Raw genomic sequence first — 19,705 nt, 5'->3', positions numbered from 1 at the left:
GGCTCAGTCGGCTCAGTCGGCTCAGTCGGCTCAGTCGGCTCAGTCGGCTCGGTTGGCTCGGTTGGCTCGGTTGGCTCGGTTGGCTCGGTTGGCTCGGTTGGCTCGGTGGGCTCGGTTGGCTCGGTGGGCTCAGTGGGCTCAGTGGGCTCAGTCGGCTCAGTCGGCTCAGTCGTCTCAGTCGGCTCGGTTGGCTCGGTTGGCTCGGTTGGCTCGGTTGGCTCGGTTGGCTCGGTTGGCTCGGTGGGCTCGGTGGGCTCGGTAGGCTCGGTTGGCTCAGTGGGCTCAGTGGGCTCAGTGGGCTCAGTCGGAACCGGCGCTGGCGAGTCGTCATCATCGTCATCAATGGCTGCGGCAATGGCCGCGCCCGCTCCGGCTCCAATGAGGCCGGCCAACAGGTAGTCGCCGAGTACCGATCCGCCAGCTTCTTCCTTGGCCACGATCACGCCTACTGCTTCTTCGCCGCTGGCGGGAGCGATGTCCACGTTGCCCGATGCGAGGTCCAGCACGATCGCCCCCGTGCCCTCTTCACTGCTGCGATAGGCCAGCGTGGCTTCGGTTCCTCCTTCGAAGGTGCCGACCAGGGTCTGCCCGCCGGCGCCCTGGAAGACGGCCTGTGCGCTACCGTCGGCGGGAACGATGAGCTTGTCGCCGATGAGCAGCGTATTGCCCGTCTGGGCCTGGAGGGGCTGGCCGTTGCGGACAATCTGCACGCCTTCGCTCACATGGGAGAGCGTCGCCGGGGCCGTTGTGGTGGAGATGGCGGTTGAGGCTTCACCCCCGACCACAGGCACGGCCTGGGCGTTGGCCGCTTGCGCAACGGTGATGCCTTGCGGCTGGTCGAGGAAGTCGAATTGGCCAGTGGCGGTGCCTGCGAGCGGCGTCGATTGAACGGTCATTGTTGCTCTCCAGAAAGGGCTGAGAAGACAAAGGTCAAGCGGGTGGCGAGGGGCCGCGCGAAACCTGCTTGTCTCTCTGGTGCGCAATAGGCATGCCATTGGACTTGGCATGTCCGTTACTTCCCGTGCATCTGGTAACACATTGATATGCAATTGTTTTTGTTTTTGACCTGGCACGCGCATGTCGACGGTGTTACGCGCCGCGTTACGTAACGTGCGGGTGGTGTACCGTTACCTGAAGACTTGTTGCTCCGGTCGCCGCGGCGCACATGGGGCGGCGCCATTCACGGCCTGCCGACCTCGTGTTTTCTGCCTATACAATTGTTTGCTTTTGGCGTTTGCATGCCGCCATGCTGCCGATTTCGACTGCGTAGAAAGTGCCGATATGTGGATTTCGACCGATGATTCTTGCTTTCAGCCGCCGCAGGCTCGGGGCTGGGGGCTGCGCCCGTTGGCGGCCGGCATGCTGGGGCTGGCCGCGCTGCTTGCCGGCGCGCAGGGGTGGACGGCACAGGAGGATCTGGACGAGGTCGCCCGCTTGTTGGAGCAAGGCCGGGCAGCCCAGGCCGCACGATTGGCCGAGAGCCATTTGCAGCGCAACCCGGGGGATGTGCAGATGCGTTTCCTGCAAGGGGTGATTGCCACCGAGCAGGGACAGAATGCCAAGGCCATCGAGGTTTTCACGGCCTTGACGCGCGACTACCCGAATCTGCCCGAACCCTACAACAATCTGGCCGTGCTCTATGCCGCAGAAGGGCAGGAGCGCAAGGCTTCCGAGGTTCTGGAGCAGGCGATCCGCACCAATCCAAGCTATGCGACGGCCCATGAGAATCTGGGGGACTTGTATGCACGCATGGCCAGCGAGGCTTATGCCAAGGCCTTGCAGCTCGATGATTCGCGCAAGACGGCGCAGCCCAAGCTGGCGTTGATCACGCAAATCTTCCCGTTGCGTGAGACGGGCGCAGCAACGCCGCCCGCCGCGGCTGCCGCCCGGGTGGCTGCGGCCTCGCAGGCCCGGCCCCAGGAACCGGCGGATGCGTCGCCACAGTTGACCACCGTGCCTGAACCGGCACCGAAGCCTGCCGTGGCCGCTGCGCCGGCAGCGCCACCACAGGCACCTGCGCGGCCAGTGGCACCGCCCGCCACCAGCGCGGCGGCGCTTGCTGCGGCTCCGGTCCGCGAGACGCCGCCGCCTGTCGCATCACCGACCAGCAGCATAGCTGCAGCGGATGCGGTTGCCAGTTCGCCGCGTGAGGCGAGCACTGGCGCCGCGAGCGCTTCCGCCGGCGATGCGAAGAACGCCGCTGCGGACCGCGAAGCAGTGCAGTCGGCCGTGCAGGCCTGGGCCGCCGCCTGGGCCAGCCAGGACATCGATGCCTATCTGGGCGCCTACAGCGAACAGTTTCGCCCTGGCGATGGCAGCAGCCTCTCCAACTGGCAGGCGCAGCGCCGCCAGCGCATCGTCGGGCGCCCGCCCATTTCGGTGACGGTGCGCGAGATGAAGGTGTCGCTCGATGGTGACCAGGCCACGGCCGCGTTCCGCCAGGCCTATGCCTCCGGCGCCTACCGGGCCACCACCCGCAAGACCCTGCGGCTGCAGCGCGAAGGGGCGCAGTGGCGCATCGTGGAAGAAAGAGCCGGCTCCTGATGCCTGCTGCGGCGAGTGTGCGGGCAAGCTGGCCCGCGGCGTGTGCGGCCTGGCTGCTGCTTCTCTCCTTGCAGGCCCAGGCTGCGCCGGTGGCCATGCCGGCGCTTGACCAGGGGAACGCGGAGTCGGCGCAGCTGCGTGCCGAGTCGAGACTGCTGGACATCATCCGCCAGGTGGAGCGCCGCGAGCTCGATGGCGCCTTGCAGGCGGCTGCGCAACTGACCGCCGACGTGCCTCATTTTCGCGGCGCGCAACTGGTCTATGCGGATCTGCTGCGCTTCAGGCAGGGGCTGCCAGCGCTGGATGCACAGAAGCTGGTGGCGCCGGCTGCTGCCGCCGATCCGGGCGGGCAGGACCGGCTTGGTGCGCTGCAGGAGGAGCTTCGGCGCAGGCTCCAGGCCAGTGCGGCGCCACCCCCGCCAGGCAGCATTCCCCGTGATTTTCTGCACCTTGGCCCCTCGGTGCGCCATGCCATTGCCGTTGATGCCGGCCGCTCGCGCCTATACCTGTTCGCCAATGAGGAGCAGGGCCTGCGGCTGATTGCGGATTTCTACGTGTCGGTCGGCCGTCTGGGCACCGACAAGCGCGAGGAAGGGGACCAGCGCACGCCGCTGGGGGTTTACTTCATCACCCGCCAGATCCCGGGCGGGAAGCTGCCGGACCTGTATGGCAAGGGCGCATTGACGCTCAATTACCCCAACGATTGGGATCGGCTGGCGGGCCGCTCGGGCAGCGGTATCTGGCTGCATGGCTCGCCGTCGGACCAATTCGCACGCCTGCCGCAGGCGAGCGACGGCTGCCTGGTGCTGGCCAATCCCGATCTGGAAGTGCTGATGCAGACCGTGGCGCGCCGCACCCCGGTGCTGATTCGTGAGCGGCTCGACTGGATCGCCCCACAGGCGCCGGAGCGCCTGCGCGTGGCGGATGCGTTCATGCGGCACATCGATGCCTGGGAAGCGGCCTGGCGCAGCCCGCAACTGCAGCGCCTGGACACCGTGTATGAGGCTCCGCTGCTGGAGTCGCAGGCCTTGCAGGCGCGCCAGCAACGGCAGGCAGAACATCTGGCGGCGCCCGATTTCGTCCTGCAGGATGTGTCCGTATACAGCTGGTCCGATGCCCAGGGCGAGGTTCGCGTCGTCAACCTGCGCGCCACCAGCCAGGTGTTTCCCAATGGGCTGGCGTTGCGCCAGTACTGGCGCCAAGTTGGCGGAGCCTGGAAGATCTTCTCCGAGGACGTGTTGAGCTGAGAACCTGTTTGCGATCTTTTCATGGGTCGCGTTGTCCCGACAGGCGATGCGATGCAAGGCGCAAACCGCAGTCGGGCCGGTGGCCCGGCGAGGATTTGTCACGCCGCAGCATGCGCCTGCCGGGACAACCCGAAGGGTGGGAAGTCAAAAACGCACCGGGCGTCTTGCCCACTGCATTTTTGACCTCCAGCGTGACCCATGAAAAGATCGTAAACAGGTTCTGAGTACAGTCTCTGAGACCCCGGCCCCGGCGCCGACTCAGTGGGCGTGGGAGCCGGCACGCTGGTGCACATGCGCGCACCACAGCACCCCGCCAACCAGGCTGAGGGTGGCCAGCCACTCGAGCAGATCCGGCCAACGGCCGGCATAGATGAAACCATAGATCAGCGCGAACACCGTCTCGAACACGATCATCTGGCCGATCATGGTCAGCGGCAGCTGGCGGCTGGCGCGGTTCCAGAAGCTGTTGCCCACCACCGAGGCGAGTATGGCCAGCGTGCCGGTGATGAGCCAGAAGCGCAGCCATTCGGCGCTGGAGTGCGCAGCGGAATGGGCGGTCCCGGCATCGTCGGCCAGGCCCAGCCATGCACCTCCGAAGGCCGGAATGGCCAGCAGCAGCGCCAGTGCACCGGTGGCAACGCCGGTCAGCAGCGACCAGTCCCAGGGTGAGATGTCAGGGCGGCGGGTCAGCCAGCGACGGTTCCAGATCGAATAGGCCGACCAGCACAGCAGCGCACCGGCAGCGCATAGCAGCCCGGCGGCGCGTTCGGCCAGCGAGGTGTCGGCATTGGCGGTGCCGGCCTCACCCAGGCTGTGCAGCGCCACTGCCGCCACGCCCGTCATGCACAGCGCCAGCGGCGCCAGCAGGGCGGAAAGGCCGATGGCGCCATGTTGGCGGCTGCCCACCAGCGTGACGACCACCGGAATCAGGCCGATGATGAGCGCACTTGGCGCGCTGCCGGCCCATTGCACTGCCAACACCAGAAACACGTAGTAGACGATGTTGCCCAGCAGGCTCAGGCCCAGCAGCGCCAGCCATTCGGCGCGGCCCACACGGGCCAGCACATGGGTGCGGCGCGGCAGCAGAAAGCCCAGCGCGACGACGCCATAGACCAGGTAGCGTGCCGCCGAGAGCTGCCAGGCATTGAAGCCTTGCAGCAGCAGCGGGATGAGGAAGATCAGGCCCCACAGCGCGCCGGCGGCCATGCCATTGAGCACGCCCCTGGCCACCTGTTGGTGGGCGGAGTCGGCAAGGGGGGGCGCGATGGGCGGGAGCGGCTCGCCGGTGCTGGATGACGTCACGATGCGGTGGTGCAATGGGGTGGCAACAAGGAGGCGGATTCTAGATCGGCATTCCGAGGCAGTGTCCATGTGCTTCGCGTTTGAACACCGAGTGAATGCCGAATGCCCACGAAGCTTACCGCCGCATCGTTACCCGCGTCTTGACCGCAGGCCCCGGGTTTTGTGCCGGGACGATTGCCGCAGTCTTGGACTGCGTTGCCGTTGCCAGCCCGGTCGCGGTCCATCTATGGCAGGCTGCTGCCCTGCTTGTCCTGGCCTTCGCGCCGGTAGCGGGCCGGCGTCGCGTAGCCGTTGCGGCGCATGGCGCGCGTCAGCGCGCTCTGGCCGGCATAGCCGCAGTGCTGGGCAATCGCCGCAATGCTCTGCGGCGTGTGCACCAGCAGCCGGCAGGCCAGCTGCAGCCGTTCGCGCTGCAGCCATTGCTGAGGGGTGAGCCCGGTGTGTTGCGGGAAGATCGCCTGCAGCCGGCTGGCGCTCCAGTGCGCGATGCAGGCCATCTCCGCCACCGTCCACGGATGGTCCAATTGACTGCGTACCTGCTGCTGGACGCGCAGCATGCGCTGCGCGCTGGCGGATGCCGGCATGAACCCCTGCGCTGGATCTGCCTGCAGGGCCTGCAGCAGCAGGGCTGCGCCCAGCGGTGCGATTGGCGGCCCGACCATGCCGGGCGCGGCGGCGTCGGCAGCCTGCCGGGACAGGTACTCGACCAGCAAGTGCAGGTGCGCTGGCATCGGCATGAAAGGCTGCCGCTGCCAGGCATCGAGCTGCCGCGCAGGCAGTGACTCGGTCGGGCAGTCCAGCACCAGAAAGCAGTTGGGCGCCCGGGCGTGCTGGTCATGCCGGGCCTGCGGCACGATCAGCGCGGCCTGGCGATGGTCGAGCCTCGCGCCGCGTCCGCCCACCTCGATTTCCATGGCGCCGCGCACCGGCAGCACGATCTGCAGGTGATCGTGCTGGTGCGCGTGGCCGTCCTGGCCATAGCTGCGCAGATGCAGTCGGGTGTCGGGCGGGAGCATGGCGTGATTGGAGGGAGGATGACCGTCGAGGAGCGGGTGACCGGGCCCGCGCGGCGGGCGGGTGCCACGGGCATAATACACCGCACGCCTGTCTGAATGCCGACGGGCGCGATGCCCCAAGGCCCTCCGGCCAGTCACTCCATGCCCCCCCAGGATTTCGATTTGTTCTCCCCGCCCCCGAAGCCGCCGCGCCCGCCCGCTGCCGGCCAGGCGAGCGTCTGGCCGGTCGGTGCGCTGTGCCTGGCTGTTGCCGATGCCTTGCAGGCGCGCTTCAACCCCGTGGCGGTCGAGGGCGAGATCAGCGGACTCACGCGTGCCGGCAGCGGCCATCTGTATTTCTCGCTCAAGGACGAGCGCGGCCAACTGCGCTGCGCCATGTTCCGTCGTGCTGCCAGCCTGCTGGATTTCACCCCGCGCGAAGGCGACAAGGTGGTGGCGCGGGGCCGGCTGACGGTGTACGAGCCGCGTGGCGAGTTGCAGTTGGTGGTCGAGAGCCTGCGCCAGGCCGGCCAGGGCAACCTGTACGAGCAGTTCCTGCGGCTGAAGAATGTGCTGGAGCAGGAAGGTCTATTCGATGCCGCACGCAAGCGCCAGCCGGTGGCCATGCCGCGCGGCATTGCGCTGGTGACCTCGCGCAATGCCGCCGCACTGCATGATGTGCTGACCGCTCTGCGCCGCCGCGCCCCGCATGTGCCGGTGCTGCTGGTGCCGGCCTTGGTGCAGGGCGCCGAAGCACCGGCCTCGCTGCGGGCGGCGCTGCAATGGCTGTATGCCGGCATCGCCGCGGAGACTTTGCGCCGCGCCGATGGCAGCGCCCTGCGGGTGGACACCATTTTGCTGGTGCGCGGCGGCGGCTCGATCGAGGACCTCTGGGCCTTCAACGACGCGGCGTTGGCACGCCTGATCGTGCAAAGCCCGGTGCCGCTGATTGCCGGCATCGGCCATGAGACCGATTTCACCATGGCCGACTTCTGCGCAGATCTGCGCGCGCCCACGCCGACGGCTGCGGCCGAGCTGGCTGCGCAGGATGGCCGGCAGGCCTTGCAGGTCTGCCAGCATTGGCAGGACCGGCTCGAGCAGGTTTTCGACCGCCTTTTGCAGGCCGAGCAGCAGCGCCTGCGCCGCGCCGCGCAGGCGCTGGCGCGGCCCTCCATTCTGCTGGCGCGCCACGAGGCGGCGCTGGCGGGACTGGCGCAAAGCCTGCGCCTGCAGACCCGGCTGCAACTGCGCCGCCACGACCAGCAGCAGGACAACCTCCAGCGGCAATGGTCGCGCAGCACCCGGACGGCCCTGGAACGGCTGCAGCAGCGCCTGGCGCGGGCGGCGCTGCGCATGGAGATGCTCGATCCTCAGCGAGTGCTTGAGCGTGGCTACGCGATCCTGAGTACCGGGCAGGGCGAGGCGGTGCGCGATGCCGCGACCGTCGCGCGTGGCGAACGCCTGCGGGCGCGCGTCGCCAAGGGTGAACTCGAACTCGAGGTCAGGGACACCGACGGCTTGCCGCCGGAGCTGTTCTGAGCTTTCTGAGCCTGTTCAAGAGGCCAAGGTCTGGCCGCTCGGGTTTCTCACCACAGCCAGCGCCGTCGCGTCAGGCGCTGGCTGCAGCCTTCGTACTGGCTGGCATAGCGCTGCGAGCGCGCCTGCACCTTTTGCGCCACGGGTGGCAGCCAATTTTTGGCCGTGTAGGAGCGGCGCTGGTAGCCAGTCCAACCTTCGTGGTAATTGAGGTACTGGCCATAGCCATCCCACAGTGAAACGCCATTGATCTGGCGCGACTTGGCCATGTACCAGCCAATGAAATCGAGCGAATCGGCAAAGCTGTCGCGGCTCACGAAGCTCTTGCCGGTTTCTTGCTTGTACTGGGCCCAAGTCTCGTCCAGCGCCTGCGAGTAGCCGTAGGCACTGCTGACGCGGCCCCATGGAATCAGCCCGAGGATGTAGCGCTTGGGTGGCTTGGCATCGGCGCGGAAGGACGACTCCTGGTACATGATGGCCATCGGCACATGCACTGGCGCGCCCCATTCGCGCTGCACCTTCAGCGCGGCAGTGTGCCAGGCGGGCTTCTCGTCGAAGATGCTGCAGAGGTCGTCCGGGTTGCGCGGCGGCGCGGTGGTGCAGCCGGCCAGCCAGCAGGCCGCCAGCAGCAGGCCCAGCCATGTCAGCCATTTCACTCCGTGCGGTCTTGTGGTCGGCATGGTTGGCTTCCTATGGATGCAGGCCGTGCAGGCGTGTGGTCAGCACCAGTCTGGCCAAGGCGGCATCGACGGGCAGCGGCTCGTCATGCAGGCAGGCGGCGAGGATCTCGGCGCACAGGCACGCCAGCGTGAGTCCGCGCGAACCCAGGCCGGTGGCCAGCAGCAAGTCGGGACGAGCCGGGTCCACCGGGCCATACATGGGGGTGCGGTCGGGGACGGTGCAGCGTACCTGCCACCAGTGGAGGGGTGCCGGGGCCTGGGCGTCGAACAGCGCGGCATCGAGCGCTGCCGCCTTGGCCGGCATCAGCAGCGCCAGGCGCTGGCGGTTTTCCTGCAGAGCGGCTTCGATGGCCTGGACATCCGGCGGCGCGAGCGGATCGCTGCGTTCGAAGGTGCCGCCGCTGATCCACAGCCAGCCGGCAGGGTCGTCGCCGACTGGCACGTGGATGAAGCTGCCCTTGCCATTGACGGGAAAGGGCGGCCACGCCGGCGCGGCGTCTGGTGAGTCTGGCGCGTCCAAAGGGTTGGTCGCCTTTGGCAGCTCGCCAAAGGCGACCTGGCCGCGCACGGCATTGAGGGGCAGTTCGCCTGCTGCAAAGGTCTGGGCCAGGCTTTTGCTGCCAAAGGCGGCGGCGATGATGGCGCAATCGGCATGGGCCAGTTCCTGGCCGCTGGCGTCGAGTGCTTGCCAGCCCGCGCCGGTGGGGCCGGCCGTTGGCGTCAGACGGTCGACCACGGCGTGCGTGCGCACCGTGATGCCGGGGTGGGCGAGCAGCGCGCGCACCAGCGCGGCGGGTTTGATCCAACCGGCCAGCGCATGCCAGACGGCGGGATCGCCGCGGTCTTTCTGGCCTTGGCCCTGCTGGCCGTCATCGGACGCTACCGGTCCGGTCCCGAGACCTGCCTGCTGGCGTTGCTCCGCGCTGGCGAGCCGGGAGGCGTGGCTGGCGATGTCGGGTACGGCGACGTTGTCTGCAGCAGCAACTGTTGCCAGCGATGGTGCCGGCAGGCCGGCCTTCTTGCCGACGCGGTGTTCCAGCACGCCGCTGGCCTGCCAGTCCCGTCCGTCGCGCAGCAGTCGGGCGGCGTGGCGGCGGGTGCTGCGCACCCCGGCGCGCGTCAGGCGCGAGAGAGGGGCATCGTCGGGCGAGATGTGCGGGGCGAACAGCCCGGTCGGCAGGGCCGAGGCGCCCTGGGCGACATCGGCCGCCTGCTCCAGCACCGTGACCCGCCAGCCGCGCTCGGCCATGGCGCGGGCCAGGCTGGCACCGGCGATGCCGGCGCCAATCACCAGGCAGTGGCGCTGCGCGCGCTCGCGCAAGGCCTCGGGCAGGCGCGGCCAGGGCAGGTTACGAGGCCGGGGCTGCCAGGCCGGTGCAAAGCGCGCCTGCAGGTTGTGCTTCTTGGGCGGTGTGCCGGCCACGCGCTCGACGGCAAAGCCGCACTGGCCCAGCGCCTCGCGCACCGAGCGGGCCACGCACCAGGTGGCTAGCCGGGTGTGGCCTGGCAGGCTGCAACGGGCGATGGCCTTGAGCGTCTCCACGCTCCAGATGCCCGGATTCTTCGCGGGGTCGAAGCCGTCGAGATAGACACTGTCGGCCGTCCAGCCCTGCTCGCGCAGCAATTGCCGCGCATCGCCGATGCCCAGCGTGAGCTGCACGCCGCCATCGTCGAACACCAGCCGGTGCACGCCGCTGTGCATGTCCAGATACTGCTCGGCGAGTTGCTCGGCCAGTGGCAGCAGCGCCGGGTAGCCGCTGCGGGCAGCGGCCAGCAGCGCGGCCGTGTCGACCGGCCAGGCTTCGGTGGAAATGAAATGCAGCTGCCGGGGGCGGGCTGGATCATCCTGCCAGGCCTGCCATGTGACGAGGAAATTGAGCCCCAGCCCGAAGCCGGTCTCCAGGATGCGCCATTGCGGCTGGCCACGCCAGGCCGCTGGCAGACCGCAGCCCTGCAAGAAAGTGCTGCGCGACTGCGTGACGCCGCCATCCTGGCGGCTGTGGTAGCGGTCGCCGAAACGGGGGGAGTAAGGCGTGCCGTCGTCCAGCCACGCCAGTGATGGGGATGGAGCAGAGGCAATGACGGGGTTGTCGCTCATGTCTGTCGATCGTTGCGCGGCCGCTGGCAGGCATCCACTGCCTGGGCATCGACATAGACCCAGGCCTCGCGGCCGGAGCGCAATACCACGCGCACCCGGGCATAGGCCGGACCTTCGTAATGGTCGGCCCGCTGCAGCTGGATCTCGGAGAGTTCGTAGACCAAGCCGGCGATGGGCGCGGCATTGGCATTGGCGGGACGCAGCATGGGGTAGCGCGTCTGGCCGGCCAGCGCCGCGGCATCGTCGATGAGTTCGACCTCCAGCCGCGTGTGGCCATGCAGTTCGTCAGGGGTGCCGACGAGCGGGCCGCCGAACACGTGCCGCTGGATGTCCAGCCTTTGCAAGGTGCCGTAGGTGAACAGCAGCGGCATGGCGGGGTCGCTCACACGTTTGCAAACAGGTTTTCAGGCCTGGCTGGGCGGTACGTAGCCTTGGGCAGCATCGGCACCGCCGCCGAAGAAGTGCTGCTCCATTTGGCGCGCCAGGTACTGGCGCGCACGGGCATCGGCCAGGTTCAGGCGGTTCTCGTTGACCAGCATGGTCTGGTGGCGCAGCCAGGCCGCCCAGGCTTCCTTGCTGACATTCTCATAGATGCGTTTGCCCAACTCGCCAGGATAGGGAGGGAAGTCGAGGCCCTCGGCCTCGGTGCCGAGTTTGATGCAATGGACCATGCGTGGCATATATAGCTCCTTGTTATTTGGAAGTGAAAAATAAGTAGTTCTGGTTTTTTCATGGCGTGCGCACAATCGCGTCCAACGCTTGAAGGCATGCGTGCCAGGCTGTTTTTTCGCTCTACTTATTCCTCTGGAGAACATCGCAATGACGATTCGTCGCAACTTTATCAAGAAAACCTTGTCCGCAGCCGCCCTGGGGGCGTCGGCCCTGCTGCTGGGTCTGCCGGCTGCGCAGGCCCAGGCACCTGCGGCGGTGACCTTGCTGAACGTCTCCTACGACCCGACCCGCGAACTCTACGTGCAATTCAACGAGGCCTTTGCCAAGCACTGGAAGCAGGAGAAGAATCAGGACGTGACGATCCAGCAGTCGCATGGCGGCTCGGGCAAGCAGGCCCGGTCGGTGATCGACGGCCTGCAGGCCGACGTGGTGACGCTGGCGCTGGCTGGTGACGTGGACGCGCTGCATGAGCATGGCAATTTCATTCCGGCCGACTGGCAAACGCGCCTGCCGCTCAATTCGGCACCCTATACCTCGACCATCGTGTTCCTGGTGCGCGACGGCAACCCCAAGGGCATCAAGGACTGGGATGACCTGATCAAGCCCGGCGTGCAGGTCATCACGCCCAACCCCAAGACGAGCGGGGGCGCGCGCTGGAACTACCTGGCGGCCTGGGAGTTCGGCAAGCGCAAGTTCGGCGGTGACGAACAGGCCAAGGATTTCGTGAAGAAGCTGTTCGCCAACGTGCCGGTGCTCGATACCGGCGCGCGCGGCTCCACCGCCACCTTCACGCAGCGCGGCATTGGCGACGTGCTGCTGGCCTGGGAGAACGAGGCTTTCCTGGCGCTCAAGGAAGTGGGTGAGGACAAGTTCGACATCGTCGTGCCCTCGCTGAGCATTCTGGCCGAGCCGACGGTCACCGTGGTCGACAAGGTGGTCGATCGCAAGGGCACCCGCGAAATCGCCACGGCTTACCTCGAATACCTCTACAGCGAAGAAGGCCAGGACATCGCCGGCCGCAACTTCTATCGCCCGACCGGCGAAAAGGCCAAGGGGAAGTACGCCAGCCAGTTCCCGAAACTGGAGTTGTTCACCATCGATGATGCCTTCGGTGGCTGGACCAAGGTTGCCAAGGACCATTTTGCCGACGGCGCTTCCTTCGATCAGATCTACAGCAAGCAGTAAGTGTCAAACGTCCTGCCAGTGCCGTTTTGGCGCTGGCGGGCCGGTGACGGCGCTTTCTTCCGAGGAGTCCTCCCATGAGCACTTTGCTGATCAATGCCAGTCCGGCGCGGCGCTCGCGCTCGGCGGCCCTGCTTGATGCGGCGCGCCTGAAGCTGCAGCAGCAGGGCGAGCCGACCCGCAGCCTGCGGCTGGCCGATCTGCCGGCGCAGCCATTGCTCGCCGGTGCGCATGAGGATGCGGCGATCCGCCATGCCGTGGCCCAGGTCGAAGCGGCCGATGCGATCGTCATCGCCACGCCGGTCTACAAGGCTGCCTACAGCGGGCTGCTCAAGGTCTTTCTCGATCTGCTGCCGCAGGCCGCGCTCAAGGACCGGACGGTGCTGCCGCTGGCCACCGGAGGCAGCTCCCACCACATGCTCGCGCTCGACTATGCCCTGCGGCCGGTGCTGCAGTCGCTGGTCGCGCGCAACATCCTGCCGGGCGTCTATGCCGTCGAGGCGCAGATCGCGTTGACCCCGGAAGGCGCCTACGCCCTGGCGCAGGATCTGGACCGGCGCCTGGCCGAGGCGGTGACCAACCTGCTGGCTGAACAGCGCCTGGCTGCAGCGGCCCGCAACGAGCGGCGCGAGCAGGTGCCGTTCTCGCAGGTGCGGTGTTGCGTCTGATCGACGGCAGGCTGAATGACGCAGGACAACCGAGTCGCCCAGGCGGCGCAGGAGATCGAGAGATGACGAACGCAACACAACAGACAGTCCGGCTGGCCGATGCCAGCCGGCACCCTGCCCGTGCCAGGGGGCTGCGGCTCTGGGGCGCGGCGGCGGATCGAAAGACCGATCGTCAGGCGGCCCAGGTGCGGGAGCAGGCCCAGCGGGTGCTGCAGGTGACGGCCCGCCACTGGCAGTTGCCGCCCGCCGCGTCACGGCGCGTGACGCCGCTGGTGACCCAGGTGGGGGTGGTATTGACTCAGCCGGCGCTACGCCTGGATTTGGTTCGCTTTGCCTATTGACGTCGGCATTGGAGCCAGAGGCAGGTGGTATCGGAGCCGAGCAGATGGTGTTGGGCAATTCAAGGGAACATCCATGACGCAAGACAAGCAAGCAATCGCGAAAAGTGTTGGTGAGGAAGGGCCACTGGGCCTGGGGCGGCGGCATTGGCTGCGAAGCGTTTTCTCGGCCGCGGCCGCGGGTGTCGTGGCGGGGCCGGCAGCTTGGGCGCAAACCCCGACAGCGCGCGGCAATGGCGTGCGCGTGCTGCGCATCGGCAACCAGAAAGGGTTGCTCAACATCCTCAAGGCACGCGGCACGCTGGAGGACAAGCTCGCATCTTTGAATGCGCGGGTGACCTGGACCGAATTCAATGCCGGGCCGGTGCAGCTTGAGGCGCTCAACGTCGGCTCGATCGACTTTGGCGACGTGGGGGAGGCGCCGCCGATCTTTGCACAGGCAGCGGGTGCACCACTGGCCTATGTGGCGTCCAGCCCGCCGCGGCCCCGCCTCGAGGCGTTGATCGTGCCCAAGGACTCGCCGATCCGCTCGGTGGCCGATCTCAAGGGCAAGCGGCTGGCCTACAACAAGGGCAGCAACGTGCAGTACTTTCTGGTCAAGCTGTTGGAGAAGCACGGCCTGCAGTATTCGGATGTGCAGTCGGTGTTCCTGCCGCCGGCCGATGCCCGTGCCGCCTTCGAGCGCGGTGCCGTTGATGGCTGGCTGATCTGGGATCCGTTCCTGGCGGCCGCCGAGGTGACGCTGGGCGCGCGCCAGGTCGCGGACGCCACGGGTGTCGTCAACAATCGCAACTACTACTTCTCGACACTGCAGTTCGCCAAGGACAACGCGGACATCATCAAGGTCGTCATCGAGGAGCTCAACACGGTCGATCTCTGGGCGCGCGACAACCGCACAGCCGCCGCGGAGGAACTGGCCGGCATCTTCGGCATTCCGCTGGAGGTGGTGCAGCACTACCTCAACCGGGGTGAATTCGGCGTGCTGCCCATCACCCCCGAGGTGTTGCAGGAGCAGCAGCAGATCGCCGACACCTTTCTGGCCCTCAAGCTGATTCCGAAGCCGCTCGATCTGCGTGAAGCAGCCGTGTGAATCGGCTCTCTGAATTAGCCATCGCGGTTCCAGGTTCCAACCACTCATACGCCAAACATATTTCCATGTCGATCTTCTGGTTCATCCCGACCCATGGCGACAGCCGCTATCTGGGCACTTCCAGGAGTGCACGCGCGCTCGATCTCAACTATCTCAAGCAGGTGGCTACCGCGGCCGACAGCCTGGGCTACGAGGGCGTGCTGATTCCCACCGGCCGCTCCTGCGAGGATCCCTGGGTGGTGGCCTCCGCGCTGCTGCCGTTGACGCAGCGGCTCAAGTTTCTGGTGGCGGTGCGCCCGGGCCTGCATCAGCCGGCCCTGGCTGCGCGCATGGCGGCCACTTTCGACCGCCTCTCGGGCGGGCGCCTGCTCATCAATCTGGTGACCGGCGGCAGCGAGGAGGAACTGGCTGGCGATGGCCTGTTCCTGGATCACGCCCAGCGCTATGCCGAATCGGCCGAGTTCATCCGCATCTGGCGCGAGATCCTGACGCGCAGCCACAGCGGCGAATCCTTCGACTTCGATGGGGACTACCTCCAGGTCCAGGGTGCCCGGCTGCTGTATCCTCCGGTGCAAAAGCCTTACCCGCCGGTGTACTTCGGCGGCTCCTCGGAGGCCGGCCACGAACTGGCGGCCGAGCAGGTCGACACCTATCTGACCTGGGGCGAACCGCCCGCCGCGGTGGCCGAGAAAGTCGCGGATGTGCGCGCCCGCGCCGCCCGGCATGGCCGCAGCGTGCGCTTCGGCATCCGCCTGCATGTGATCGTGCGCGAGACCGAGGAGGCCGCGTGGCAGGCTGCCGATGAACTGATCAGCCATCTGGACGATGACACCATTGCGGTGGCGCAGAACGCCTTCGCCCGGATGGATTCGGTCGGGCAGCGCCGCATGGCCCAACTGCACAAGGGGCGTACCGGCCGCCGCCGCGAGGATCTGGAGATCAGTCCCAACCTCTGGGCCGGCGTCGGTTTGGTGCGCGGTGGTGCCGGCACGGCACTGGTGGGCAATCCTGAGCAGGTGGCCGCCCGCATTCTCGAGTATGCCGGGCTGGGACTGGACACGTTCGTGCTCTCGGGCTACCCGCACCTGGAAGAGGCCTACCGCTTTGCCGAGCTGGTGTTCCCGCTGCTGCCGGAATCGCTGCATGCGCGTCTGCAGGCACCGGGCGACTACCGCGTGGGTGAAATTGTCGCCAACGTCTACTTGCCCAAGGCTGCGCAGAGCTGAGAAAGGGCCACCGCCATGAGTGCAAGCGTGCAGGAACTCTCGACCTCGGCACTGCCGAGCGAGCCCAGCGGCGCCACGGGTGATGGCGGGAAGACCGGTGCCGGGCGCGGCAATGTCGTCAAGATCCTCCCAAGCATCAAGAGGCCGACGCTGGACGCAAGAGACCTGAACCTCGGGCCGACCCGCTGGCACGGTCTGGTTCAACACGCCTTGCCATGGCTGGTGCCGGTGCTGCTGGTGGTGGTCTGGCAGGTTTCTGCATCGCTGGGCTGGCTGTCCTCACGCGTGCTGCCGTCACCCATTGACGTCTTCAAGTCGTTCTGGAGCTTGTCCATCTCGGGTGAGCTTTGGACGCACGTCAAGATCAGCACCGGCCGCGCCTTTTTGGGCCTGGCCATCGGCGGAGGTCTCGGGCTGGTGCTGGGGCTGCTGACGGGCTCCGTCAAGCTCTTCGACCAGTTGCTCGACTCGACCATCCAGATGGTGCGCAACATCCCCGCGCTGGCGATGATTCCGCTGGTCATCCTCTGGTTCGGCATCGACGAGGCGGCCAAGCTTTTCCTGATCGGGCTGGCGGTGTTCTTTCCGATCTACATCAACACCTACCATGGCATCAAGAGCGTCGATCCGGCGCTGGTCGAGATGGGGCGCGCCTACGGCCTCTCACGCTGGCAGCTGTACTGGCAGATCGTGCTGCCCGGAGCCCTGTCATCCATTCTGGTCGGGCTGCGCTTTTCGCTGGGCCTGATGTGGGTCATCCTGATCGTGGCAGAGACCATCTCCTCGCAATCGGGCATCGGGTACCTCACCATGAATGCGCGGGAGTTCCTGCAGACCGACGTGGTGCTGGTGGGCATTCTGCTCTATGCCATCCTGGGCAAACTGGCCGACTGGCTGGCGCGTCTGCTTGAAAAGCGCCTGCTGCGCTGGAACCCCAATTACCGCTGAAGCCCCTCACCAGAGGCTGTGCGCGTCCTGGCATGCATGGCACCGGAGAAACGCATGAGTTTTGCACCGAAATTTTCCTTCCACCTGGCGGCCGGCCTGGGGGCCTGGGGTGGCGAGGCGCTGGATGCCCTCGGTCTCTATGCCAGTCATGCTGCGCAGCAGGACGAGGACGCTCGGACGCGCCGCGCGCAGGATGTGGCGGGCGACCAGGACGCTGATCAAACCTCTGCACAGACCGGTGTGCGCCTGCAATTGACGGGAGCCAGCAAGCGTTTCGGTGAACGCGAGGTATTGCATCCGCTGGATCTCCATGTCGCGCCGGGCGAGTTCGTGGCCATCGTCGGTCGCAGCGGCTGCGGCAAGAGCACGCTGCTGCGGCTGGTGGCCGGCCTGGAGTCGCCGAGCGCCGGCACGCTCGAACTCGATGGCGCCGAGGTACATGGCCTGAATCCGCAGACCCGCATCATGTTCCAGGACGCACGGCTGCTGCCATGGAAGTCGGTGGAGCAGAACGTGGCCCTCGGCCTGCCCAGACAACAGCGGGCGCGGGCGCTGGAGGTGCTCGCCGAAGTGGGCCTGGGCGACCGTGGCCACGAATGGCCCGCCAATCTGTCGGGCGGTCAGCGCCAGCGCGTGGCATTGGCGCGGGCGCTGGTGCACCAGCCGCGGCTGTTGCTGCTCGACGAGCCGCTGGGCGCGCTCGATGCGCTCACCCGCATCGAAATGCACGCGCTGATCGAAGGCCTGTGGCAGCAACTCGGCTTCACCGCGCTGCTGGTCACACACGATGTGCAGGAGGCGGTGGCGCTGGCCGACCGTGTGCTGCTGATCGAAGATGGTGCCATCGCCCTGGATCTGCCCATCGAACTGCCGCACCCACGCGAGCGGGGCAGTGCTGCGTTTGCCGAACTGGAAAAACGCATTCTCGATCGGGTGCTGGCCACTCCATCCACCATCCAGGCGGGTGAGTTCCCAGCCGGCCGCCTGCCACCCCGGCCACCACTGGAGCCGGCCGAGCCTCCCTACCACCCGGCGCCACGCTGGCAATGGGCCATCTGAGGCCGGACATATTTTTACCGTTTCATCACCATCAAAGGAACTCTTCCATGTCGATTCAGGCCATCAATGTCCGCAACCAGTTCAAGGGCAACATCAAGGAAATCATCCGTGGCGACGTGCTCTCCGAAATCGATGTGCAAACGCCTTGGGGGATCGTCACCTCTGTCATCACTACCCGCTCGGTGGACGAACTGAACCTGCAAGTCGGCTCCGAAGTCGTGGCACTGGTCAAGTCGACGGAAGTGTCGATCGCCAAGCTCTGAAGTGCCCCGCGCTGCAGATCAGTGATCAGTAGACGCTGCCGGCGATCAGCAAAGCGGCAAACGGGCGTGTCGCCCGCCGGATAGTCCGGCCAGCGACACGCCCGTGTCTTCGATGCCTGCCCGCAGGCGCAGGAGTGTGTTAGTCCACCAGAATGCGCAGCATGCGGCGCAGCGGCTCCGCGGCGCCCCACAGTAGTTGGTCGCCAATGGTGAAGGCGCCCAGGTAATCATCGCCCATGGCCAGCTTGCGGATGCGGCCGACGGGGATGGTGAGTGTGCCGGTCACCGCCACTGGCGTCAGGTCCCGGATGGTGGCCTCCTTGGTGTTGGGCACCACCTTGGCCCATGGGTTGTCGGCCGCGATCATGCCCTCGATCTCATCGACCGGCACGTTCTTCTTCAGCTTGAAGGTCAGTGCCTGGCTGTGGCAGCGCATTGCGCCAATGCGCACGCAATAACCATCGACGGGAATGGCCGGCGACTCAAAGCCCTCGCCCAGACCCAGGATCTTGTTGGTCTCGGCCATGCCCTTCCATTCCTCACGGCTGACGCCATTGCCCAAGTCGGAGTCGATCCACGGAATCAGCGAGCCGCCCAGAGGCACCAGGAAATTGGCCGTCTCCTCGGCAGTCAGCGCGCGCTGCTTGGCGATGATCAGGCGGTCGATCTCCAGAATGGCACTCTTGGGGTCCTGCAACTGCGCTGCCACCTCGGCATTGAGCGTGCCGAACTGCGTCAGCAACTCGCGCATGTGCTGCGCGCCACCGCCCGAGGCAGCCTGGTACGTCTGGGTGCTCATCCATTCGACCAGCCCGGCCTTGTATAGGGCGCCCACACCCATCAGCATGCAGCTGACGGTGCAGTTGCCGCCGATCCAGGTATTGCCGCCCTGGGCCAGCGCATTCTTGATGGCCGGCAGGTTCACCGGATCGAGCACGATCACGGCATCCTTTTCCATGCGCAGCGAAGAAGCCGCATCGATCCAGTGGCCCGTCCAGCCGGCCGCACGCAGCTGGGGATAGACCTGCTTGGTGTAATCGCCGCCCTGGCAGGTGATGATGATCTCGCAGCGCTTGAGCGCCTCGATGTCGTAGGCGTCCTGCAGCCGGGTTTCATTCCTGGCCTGTGCCGGGGCCTGGCCGCCCGCGTTGGAGGTGGAGAAGAACAGCGGTTCGATCGCGTCGAAATCGCCCTCGGCCTGCATGCGGTCGATCAGCACCGAGCCGACCATTCCGCGCCAGCCGACGAGTCCTGTGAGTTTTGCCATGATGAGATGCCCTTTACAAAGTTGCAGAGAAGTGAAAACCTTTTCTGCTCCGGCTCGTCTGGCCGGTTTTGCGGGCAGGACGATCCGGAGCTTGTTCAGCCCTTAATCGTCTTGGTGGTGATGGCGGCACTGTGCGCATGCGCATCCATCATGCGGATGCCGGGCGCCAAGCCGATGCCGCAATGGACCGCCAGTCCACGCCACGCAGCATGGGCGGCGCGGCAGTCGATACTGGAAATGCGGTAGATCGGCATGATGGGCGCAAAGTATAGCGCAGCACGTGCCTGAGGCACCAGCACTGTCTATGGGGAAAAGGTTGGCGCTATCAGTTAATGGCCCCGCCAGAGCAAGCTGTGTTGCGTTGGTTCCAAGCGATGTCATTGCGCTGTCGCAGATGCTCGGAGGCAAGGGCCAGGGAGTGCTGCGATTGCGCTGACAGGGATCAATCAGGGATGGGCTTGGCGGTTGAAAAATTCTTGGCTCCGTTTCTGGAGCGCAAACCGAACTATGCTATAGTTCTGCCTCTTCGCTTGGCAGGGCAACTTGTCTGGGTGATGCGGGCAGATGGCAGGGGGAAAGAGTTTGAAATT

19 protein-coding genes and 1 pseudogene are annotated in these 19,705 nt (G+C 66.5%); 11 read left to right on the top strand and 9 right to left on the bottom strand.

Translation table 11 applies throughout. The features are described from left to right. Nucleotides 1-896, bottom strand: a pseudogene (locus EV687_RS19245) (hypothetical protein); the annotation flags it as partial. A gap of 385 nt (nucleotides 897-1,281) precedes the next feature. Between EV687_RS19245 and EV687_RS18715 the strand changes: the two are divergent. Together EV687_RS18715 and EV687_RS18710 are read left to right on the top strand one after the other, a co-directional pair. Next, nucleotides 1,282-2,544 carry a L,D-transpeptidase Cds6 family protein gene (locus EV687_RS18715; protein ID WP_122231978.1) on the top strand — a complete coding sequence of 421 codons (1,263 nt, stop codon included), beginning with the start codon at nucleotides 1,282-1,284 and terminating at the stop codon, nucleotides 2,542-2,544. Then, nucleotides 2,544-3,791: a L,D-transpeptidase family protein gene (locus EV687_RS18710; protein ID WP_122231979.1), complete on the top strand. Its 1,248-nt coding sequence runs from the start codon at nucleotides 2,544-2,546 to the stop codon at nucleotides 3,789-3,791. The genes EV687_RS18715 and EV687_RS18710 overlap by 1 nt, the downstream gene beginning before the upstream one ends. 258 nt (nucleotides 3,792-4,049) lie before the next feature. Here EV687_RS18710 and EV687_RS18705 read toward each other — a convergent pair whose 3' ends face one another. Then, the gene (locus EV687_RS18705) at nucleotides 4,050-5,093 is read right to left on the bottom strand and encodes a DMT family transporter (protein WP_242612727.1); all 1,044 of its coding nucleotides are present in this window, start codon (nucleotides 5,091-5,093) and stop codon (nucleotides 4,050-4,052) included. A 224-nt stretch (nucleotides 5,094-5,317) separates the two neighbouring features. Next, nucleotides 5,318-6,109: a helix-turn-helix domain-containing protein gene (locus EV687_RS18700; RefSeq protein ID WP_122231981.1), complete on the bottom strand. Its 792-nt coding sequence runs from the start codon at nucleotides 6,107-6,109 to the stop codon at nucleotides 5,318-5,320. A gap of 141 nt (nucleotides 6,110-6,250) precedes the next feature. Here EV687_RS18700 and xseA point away from each other — a divergent pair, with 141 nt between their 5' ends. Beyond that, nucleotides 6,251-7,627 (top strand): exodeoxyribonuclease VII large subunit, encoded by a 1,377-nt coding sequence (xseA, locus tag EV687_RS18695; RefSeq protein ID WP_122231982.1) that lies wholly within the window; start codon nucleotides 6,251-6,253, stop codon nucleotides 7,625-7,627. 47 nt (nucleotides 7,628-7,674) lie between these two features. Here xseA and EV687_RS18690 read toward each other — a convergent pair whose 3' ends face one another. From EV687_RS18690 to EV687_RS18675, 4 genes are read right to left on the bottom strand one after another with little or no spacing between them, the layout of a single operon-like run. Beyond that, nucleotides 7,675-8,304: a transglycosylase SLT domain-containing protein gene (locus EV687_RS18690; protein WP_242612725.1), complete on the bottom strand. Its 630-nt coding sequence runs from the start codon at nucleotides 8,302-8,304 to the stop codon at nucleotides 7,675-7,677. 10 nt (nucleotides 8,305-8,314) lie between these two features. Continuing rightward, a complete protein-coding gene (gene mnmC1, locus EV687_RS18685; protein WP_122231983.1) occupies nucleotides 8,315-10,402 on the bottom strand; it encodes an FAD-dependent 5-carboxymethylaminomethyl-2-thiouridine(34) oxidoreductase MnmC1 in 2,088 nt (695 codons plus the stop codon). Continuing rightward, entirely contained in the window at nucleotides 10,399-10,788 is a 390-nt protein-coding gene (locus EV687_RS18680; RefSeq protein ID WP_130466556.1) for a gamma-glutamylcyclotransferase family protein, read from the bottom strand. The genes mnmC1 and EV687_RS18680 overlap by 4 nt, the downstream gene beginning before the upstream one ends. Nucleotides 10,789-10,806: 18 nt before the next feature. Next, complete coding sequence (locus EV687_RS18675) at nucleotides 10,807-11,082, bottom strand: oxidative damage protection protein (RefSeq protein WP_122231985.1); 276 nt, start codon at nucleotides 11,080-11,082, stop codon at nucleotides 10,807-10,809. A 139-nt stretch (nucleotides 11,083-11,221) separates the two neighbouring features. On the opposite strand from EV687_RS18675, the gene EV687_RS18670 reads away from it, so the two are divergent. The 8 genes from EV687_RS18670 (at nucleotide 11,222) to EV687_RS18635 (ending at nucleotide 17,848) form a co-directional block, all read left to right on the top strand. Beyond that, on the top strand, nucleotides 11,222-12,259 hold the full coding sequence (locus EV687_RS18670) for a sulfate ABC transporter substrate-binding protein (RefSeq protein WP_122231986.1): 1,038 nt from the start codon (nucleotides 11,222-11,224) through the stop codon (nucleotides 12,257-12,259). A 74-nt stretch (nucleotides 12,260-12,333) separates the two neighbouring features. Then, a complete protein-coding gene (gene ssuE, locus EV687_RS18665) occupies nucleotides 12,334-12,924 on the top strand; it encodes an NADPH-dependent FMN reductase (protein ID WP_122231987.1) in 591 nt (196 codons plus the stop codon). A 62-nt stretch (nucleotides 12,925-12,986) separates the two neighbouring features. Beyond that, nucleotides 12,987-13,265, top strand: coding sequence for a hypothetical protein (locus EV687_RS18660; protein ID WP_122231988.1), 279 nt, complete (start codon nucleotides 12,987-12,989; stop codon nucleotides 13,263-13,265). A 73-nt stretch (nucleotides 13,266-13,338) separates the two neighbouring features. Next, nucleotides 13,339-14,352, top strand: a complete 1,014-nt coding sequence (locus tag EV687_RS18655) for a sulfonate ABC transporter substrate-binding protein (RefSeq protein WP_122231989.1) — start codon at nucleotides 13,339-13,341, stop codon at nucleotides 14,350-14,352. A gap of 65 nt (nucleotides 14,353-14,417) precedes the next feature. Next, a complete protein-coding gene (gene ssuD, locus EV687_RS18650; protein WP_122231990.1) occupies nucleotides 14,418-15,578 on the top strand; it encodes an FMNH2-dependent alkanesulfonate monooxygenase in 1,161 nt (386 codons plus the stop codon). A gap of 15 nt (nucleotides 15,579-15,593) precedes the next feature. Then, nucleotides 15,594-16,526 carry an aliphatic sulfonate ABC transporter permease SsuC gene (gene ssuC, locus EV687_RS18645; protein WP_122231991.1) on the top strand — a complete coding sequence of 311 codons (933 nt, stop codon included), beginning with the start codon at nucleotides 15,594-15,596 and terminating at the stop codon, nucleotides 16,524-16,526. A 36-nt stretch (nucleotides 16,527-16,562) separates the two neighbouring features. Next, nucleotides 16,563-17,585: an ATP-binding cassette domain-containing protein gene (locus tag EV687_RS18640; RefSeq protein ID WP_423201110.1), complete on the top strand. Its 1,023-nt coding sequence runs from the start codon at nucleotides 16,563-16,565 to the stop codon at nucleotides 17,583-17,585. Between the two features lie 47 nt (nucleotides 17,586-17,632). Next, nucleotides 17,633-17,848, top strand: a complete 216-nt coding sequence (locus EV687_RS18635) for a TOBE domain-containing protein (RefSeq protein WP_122231993.1) — start codon at nucleotides 17,633-17,635, stop codon at nucleotides 17,846-17,848. Nucleotides 17,849-17,987: 139 nt separating this feature from the next. On the opposite strand, the gene asd is transcribed toward EV687_RS18635, so the two are convergent. Together asd and EV687_RS19005 are read right to left on the bottom strand one after the other, a co-directional pair. Further along, nucleotides 17,988-19,115 (bottom strand): aspartate-semialdehyde dehydrogenase, encoded by a 1,128-nt coding sequence (gene asd, locus EV687_RS18630; protein WP_122231994.1) that lies wholly within the window; start codon nucleotides 19,113-19,115, stop codon nucleotides 17,988-17,990. A 95-nt stretch (nucleotides 19,116-19,210) separates the two neighbouring features. Beyond that, entirely contained in the window at nucleotides 19,211-19,369 is a 159-nt protein-coding gene (locus EV687_RS19005; RefSeq protein ID WP_162846690.1) for a hypothetical protein, read from the bottom strand. Nucleotides 19,370-19,705: the final 336 nt, after the last annotated feature.

Origin of the sequence: Corticibacter populi, from assembly GCF_004217315.1 — a bacterium.
Classification (GTDB): Bacteria; Pseudomonadota; Gammaproteobacteria; order Burkholderiales; family Burkholderiaceae_C; genus Lampropedia; species Lampropedia populi.
This window is presented reverse-complemented; position numbering and strand designations above follow the sequence as displayed.

Excerpts from the sequence above, each read along its gene's own strand:
- EV687_RS18710 (WP_122231979.1), top strand. The coding sequence starts at position 2,544 with ATGCCTGCTGCGGCGAGTGTGCGGGCAAGCTGGCCCGCGGCGTGTGCG.
- ssuC (WP_122231991.1), top strand. The coding sequence starts at position 15,594 with ATGAGTGCAAGCGTGCAGGAACTCTCGACCTCGGCACTGCCGAGCGAG.
- EV687_RS18670 (WP_122231986.1), top strand. The coding sequence starts at position 11,222 with ATGACGATTCGTCGCAACTTTATCAAGAAAACCTTGTCCGCAGCCGCC.
- EV687_RS18640 (WP_423201110.1), top strand. The coding sequence starts at position 16,563 with ATGGCACCGGAGAAACGCATGAGTTTTGCACCGAAATTTTCCTTCCAC.
- EV687_RS18690 (WP_242612725.1), bottom strand. The coding sequence starts at position 8,304 with ATGCCGACCACAAGACCGCACGGAGTGAAATGGCTGACATGGCTGGGC.
- EV687_RS18635 (WP_122231993.1), top strand. The coding sequence starts at position 17,633 with ATGTCGATTCAGGCCATCAATGTCCGCAACCAGTTCAAGGGCAACATC.
- EV687_RS18660 (WP_122231988.1), top strand. The coding sequence starts at position 12,987 with ATGACGAACGCAACACAACAGACAGTCCGGCTGGCCGATGCCAGCCGG.
- EV687_RS18675 (WP_122231985.1), bottom strand. The coding sequence starts at position 11,082 with ATGCCACGCATGGTCCATTGCATCAAACTCGGCACCGAGGCCGAGGGC.
- xseA (WP_122231982.1), top strand. The coding sequence starts at position 6,251 with ATGCCCCCCCAGGATTTCGATTTGTTCTCCCCGCCCCCGAAGCCGCCG.
- ssuE (WP_122231987.1), top strand. The coding sequence starts at position 12,334 with ATGAGCACTTTGCTGATCAATGCCAGTCCGGCGCGGCGCTCGCGCTCG.
- EV687_RS18700 (WP_122231981.1), bottom strand. The coding sequence starts at position 6,109 with ATGCTCCCGCCCGACACCCGACTGCATCTGCGCAGCTATGGCCAGGAC.
- EV687_RS18655 (WP_122231989.1), top strand. The coding sequence starts at position 13,339 with ATGACGCAAGACAAGCAAGCAATCGCGAAAAGTGTTGGTGAGGAAGGG.
- asd (WP_122231994.1), bottom strand. The coding sequence starts at position 19,115 with ATGGCAAAACTCACAGGACTCGTCGGCTGGCGCGGAATGGTCGGCTCG.
- EV687_RS18715 (WP_122231978.1), top strand. The coding sequence starts at position 1,282 with ATGTGGATTTCGACCGATGATTCTTGCTTTCAGCCGCCGCAGGCTCGG.
- EV687_RS19005 (WP_162846690.1), bottom strand. The coding sequence starts at position 19,369 with ATGCCGATCTACCGCATTTCCAGTATCGACTGCCGCGCCGCCCATGCT.
- ssuD (WP_122231990.1), top strand. The coding sequence starts at position 14,418 with ATGTCGATCTTCTGGTTCATCCCGACCCATGGCGACAGCCGCTATCTG.
- mnmC1 (WP_122231983.1), bottom strand. The coding sequence starts at position 10,402 with ATGAGCGACAACCCCGTCATTGCCTCTGCTCCATCCCCATCACTGGCG.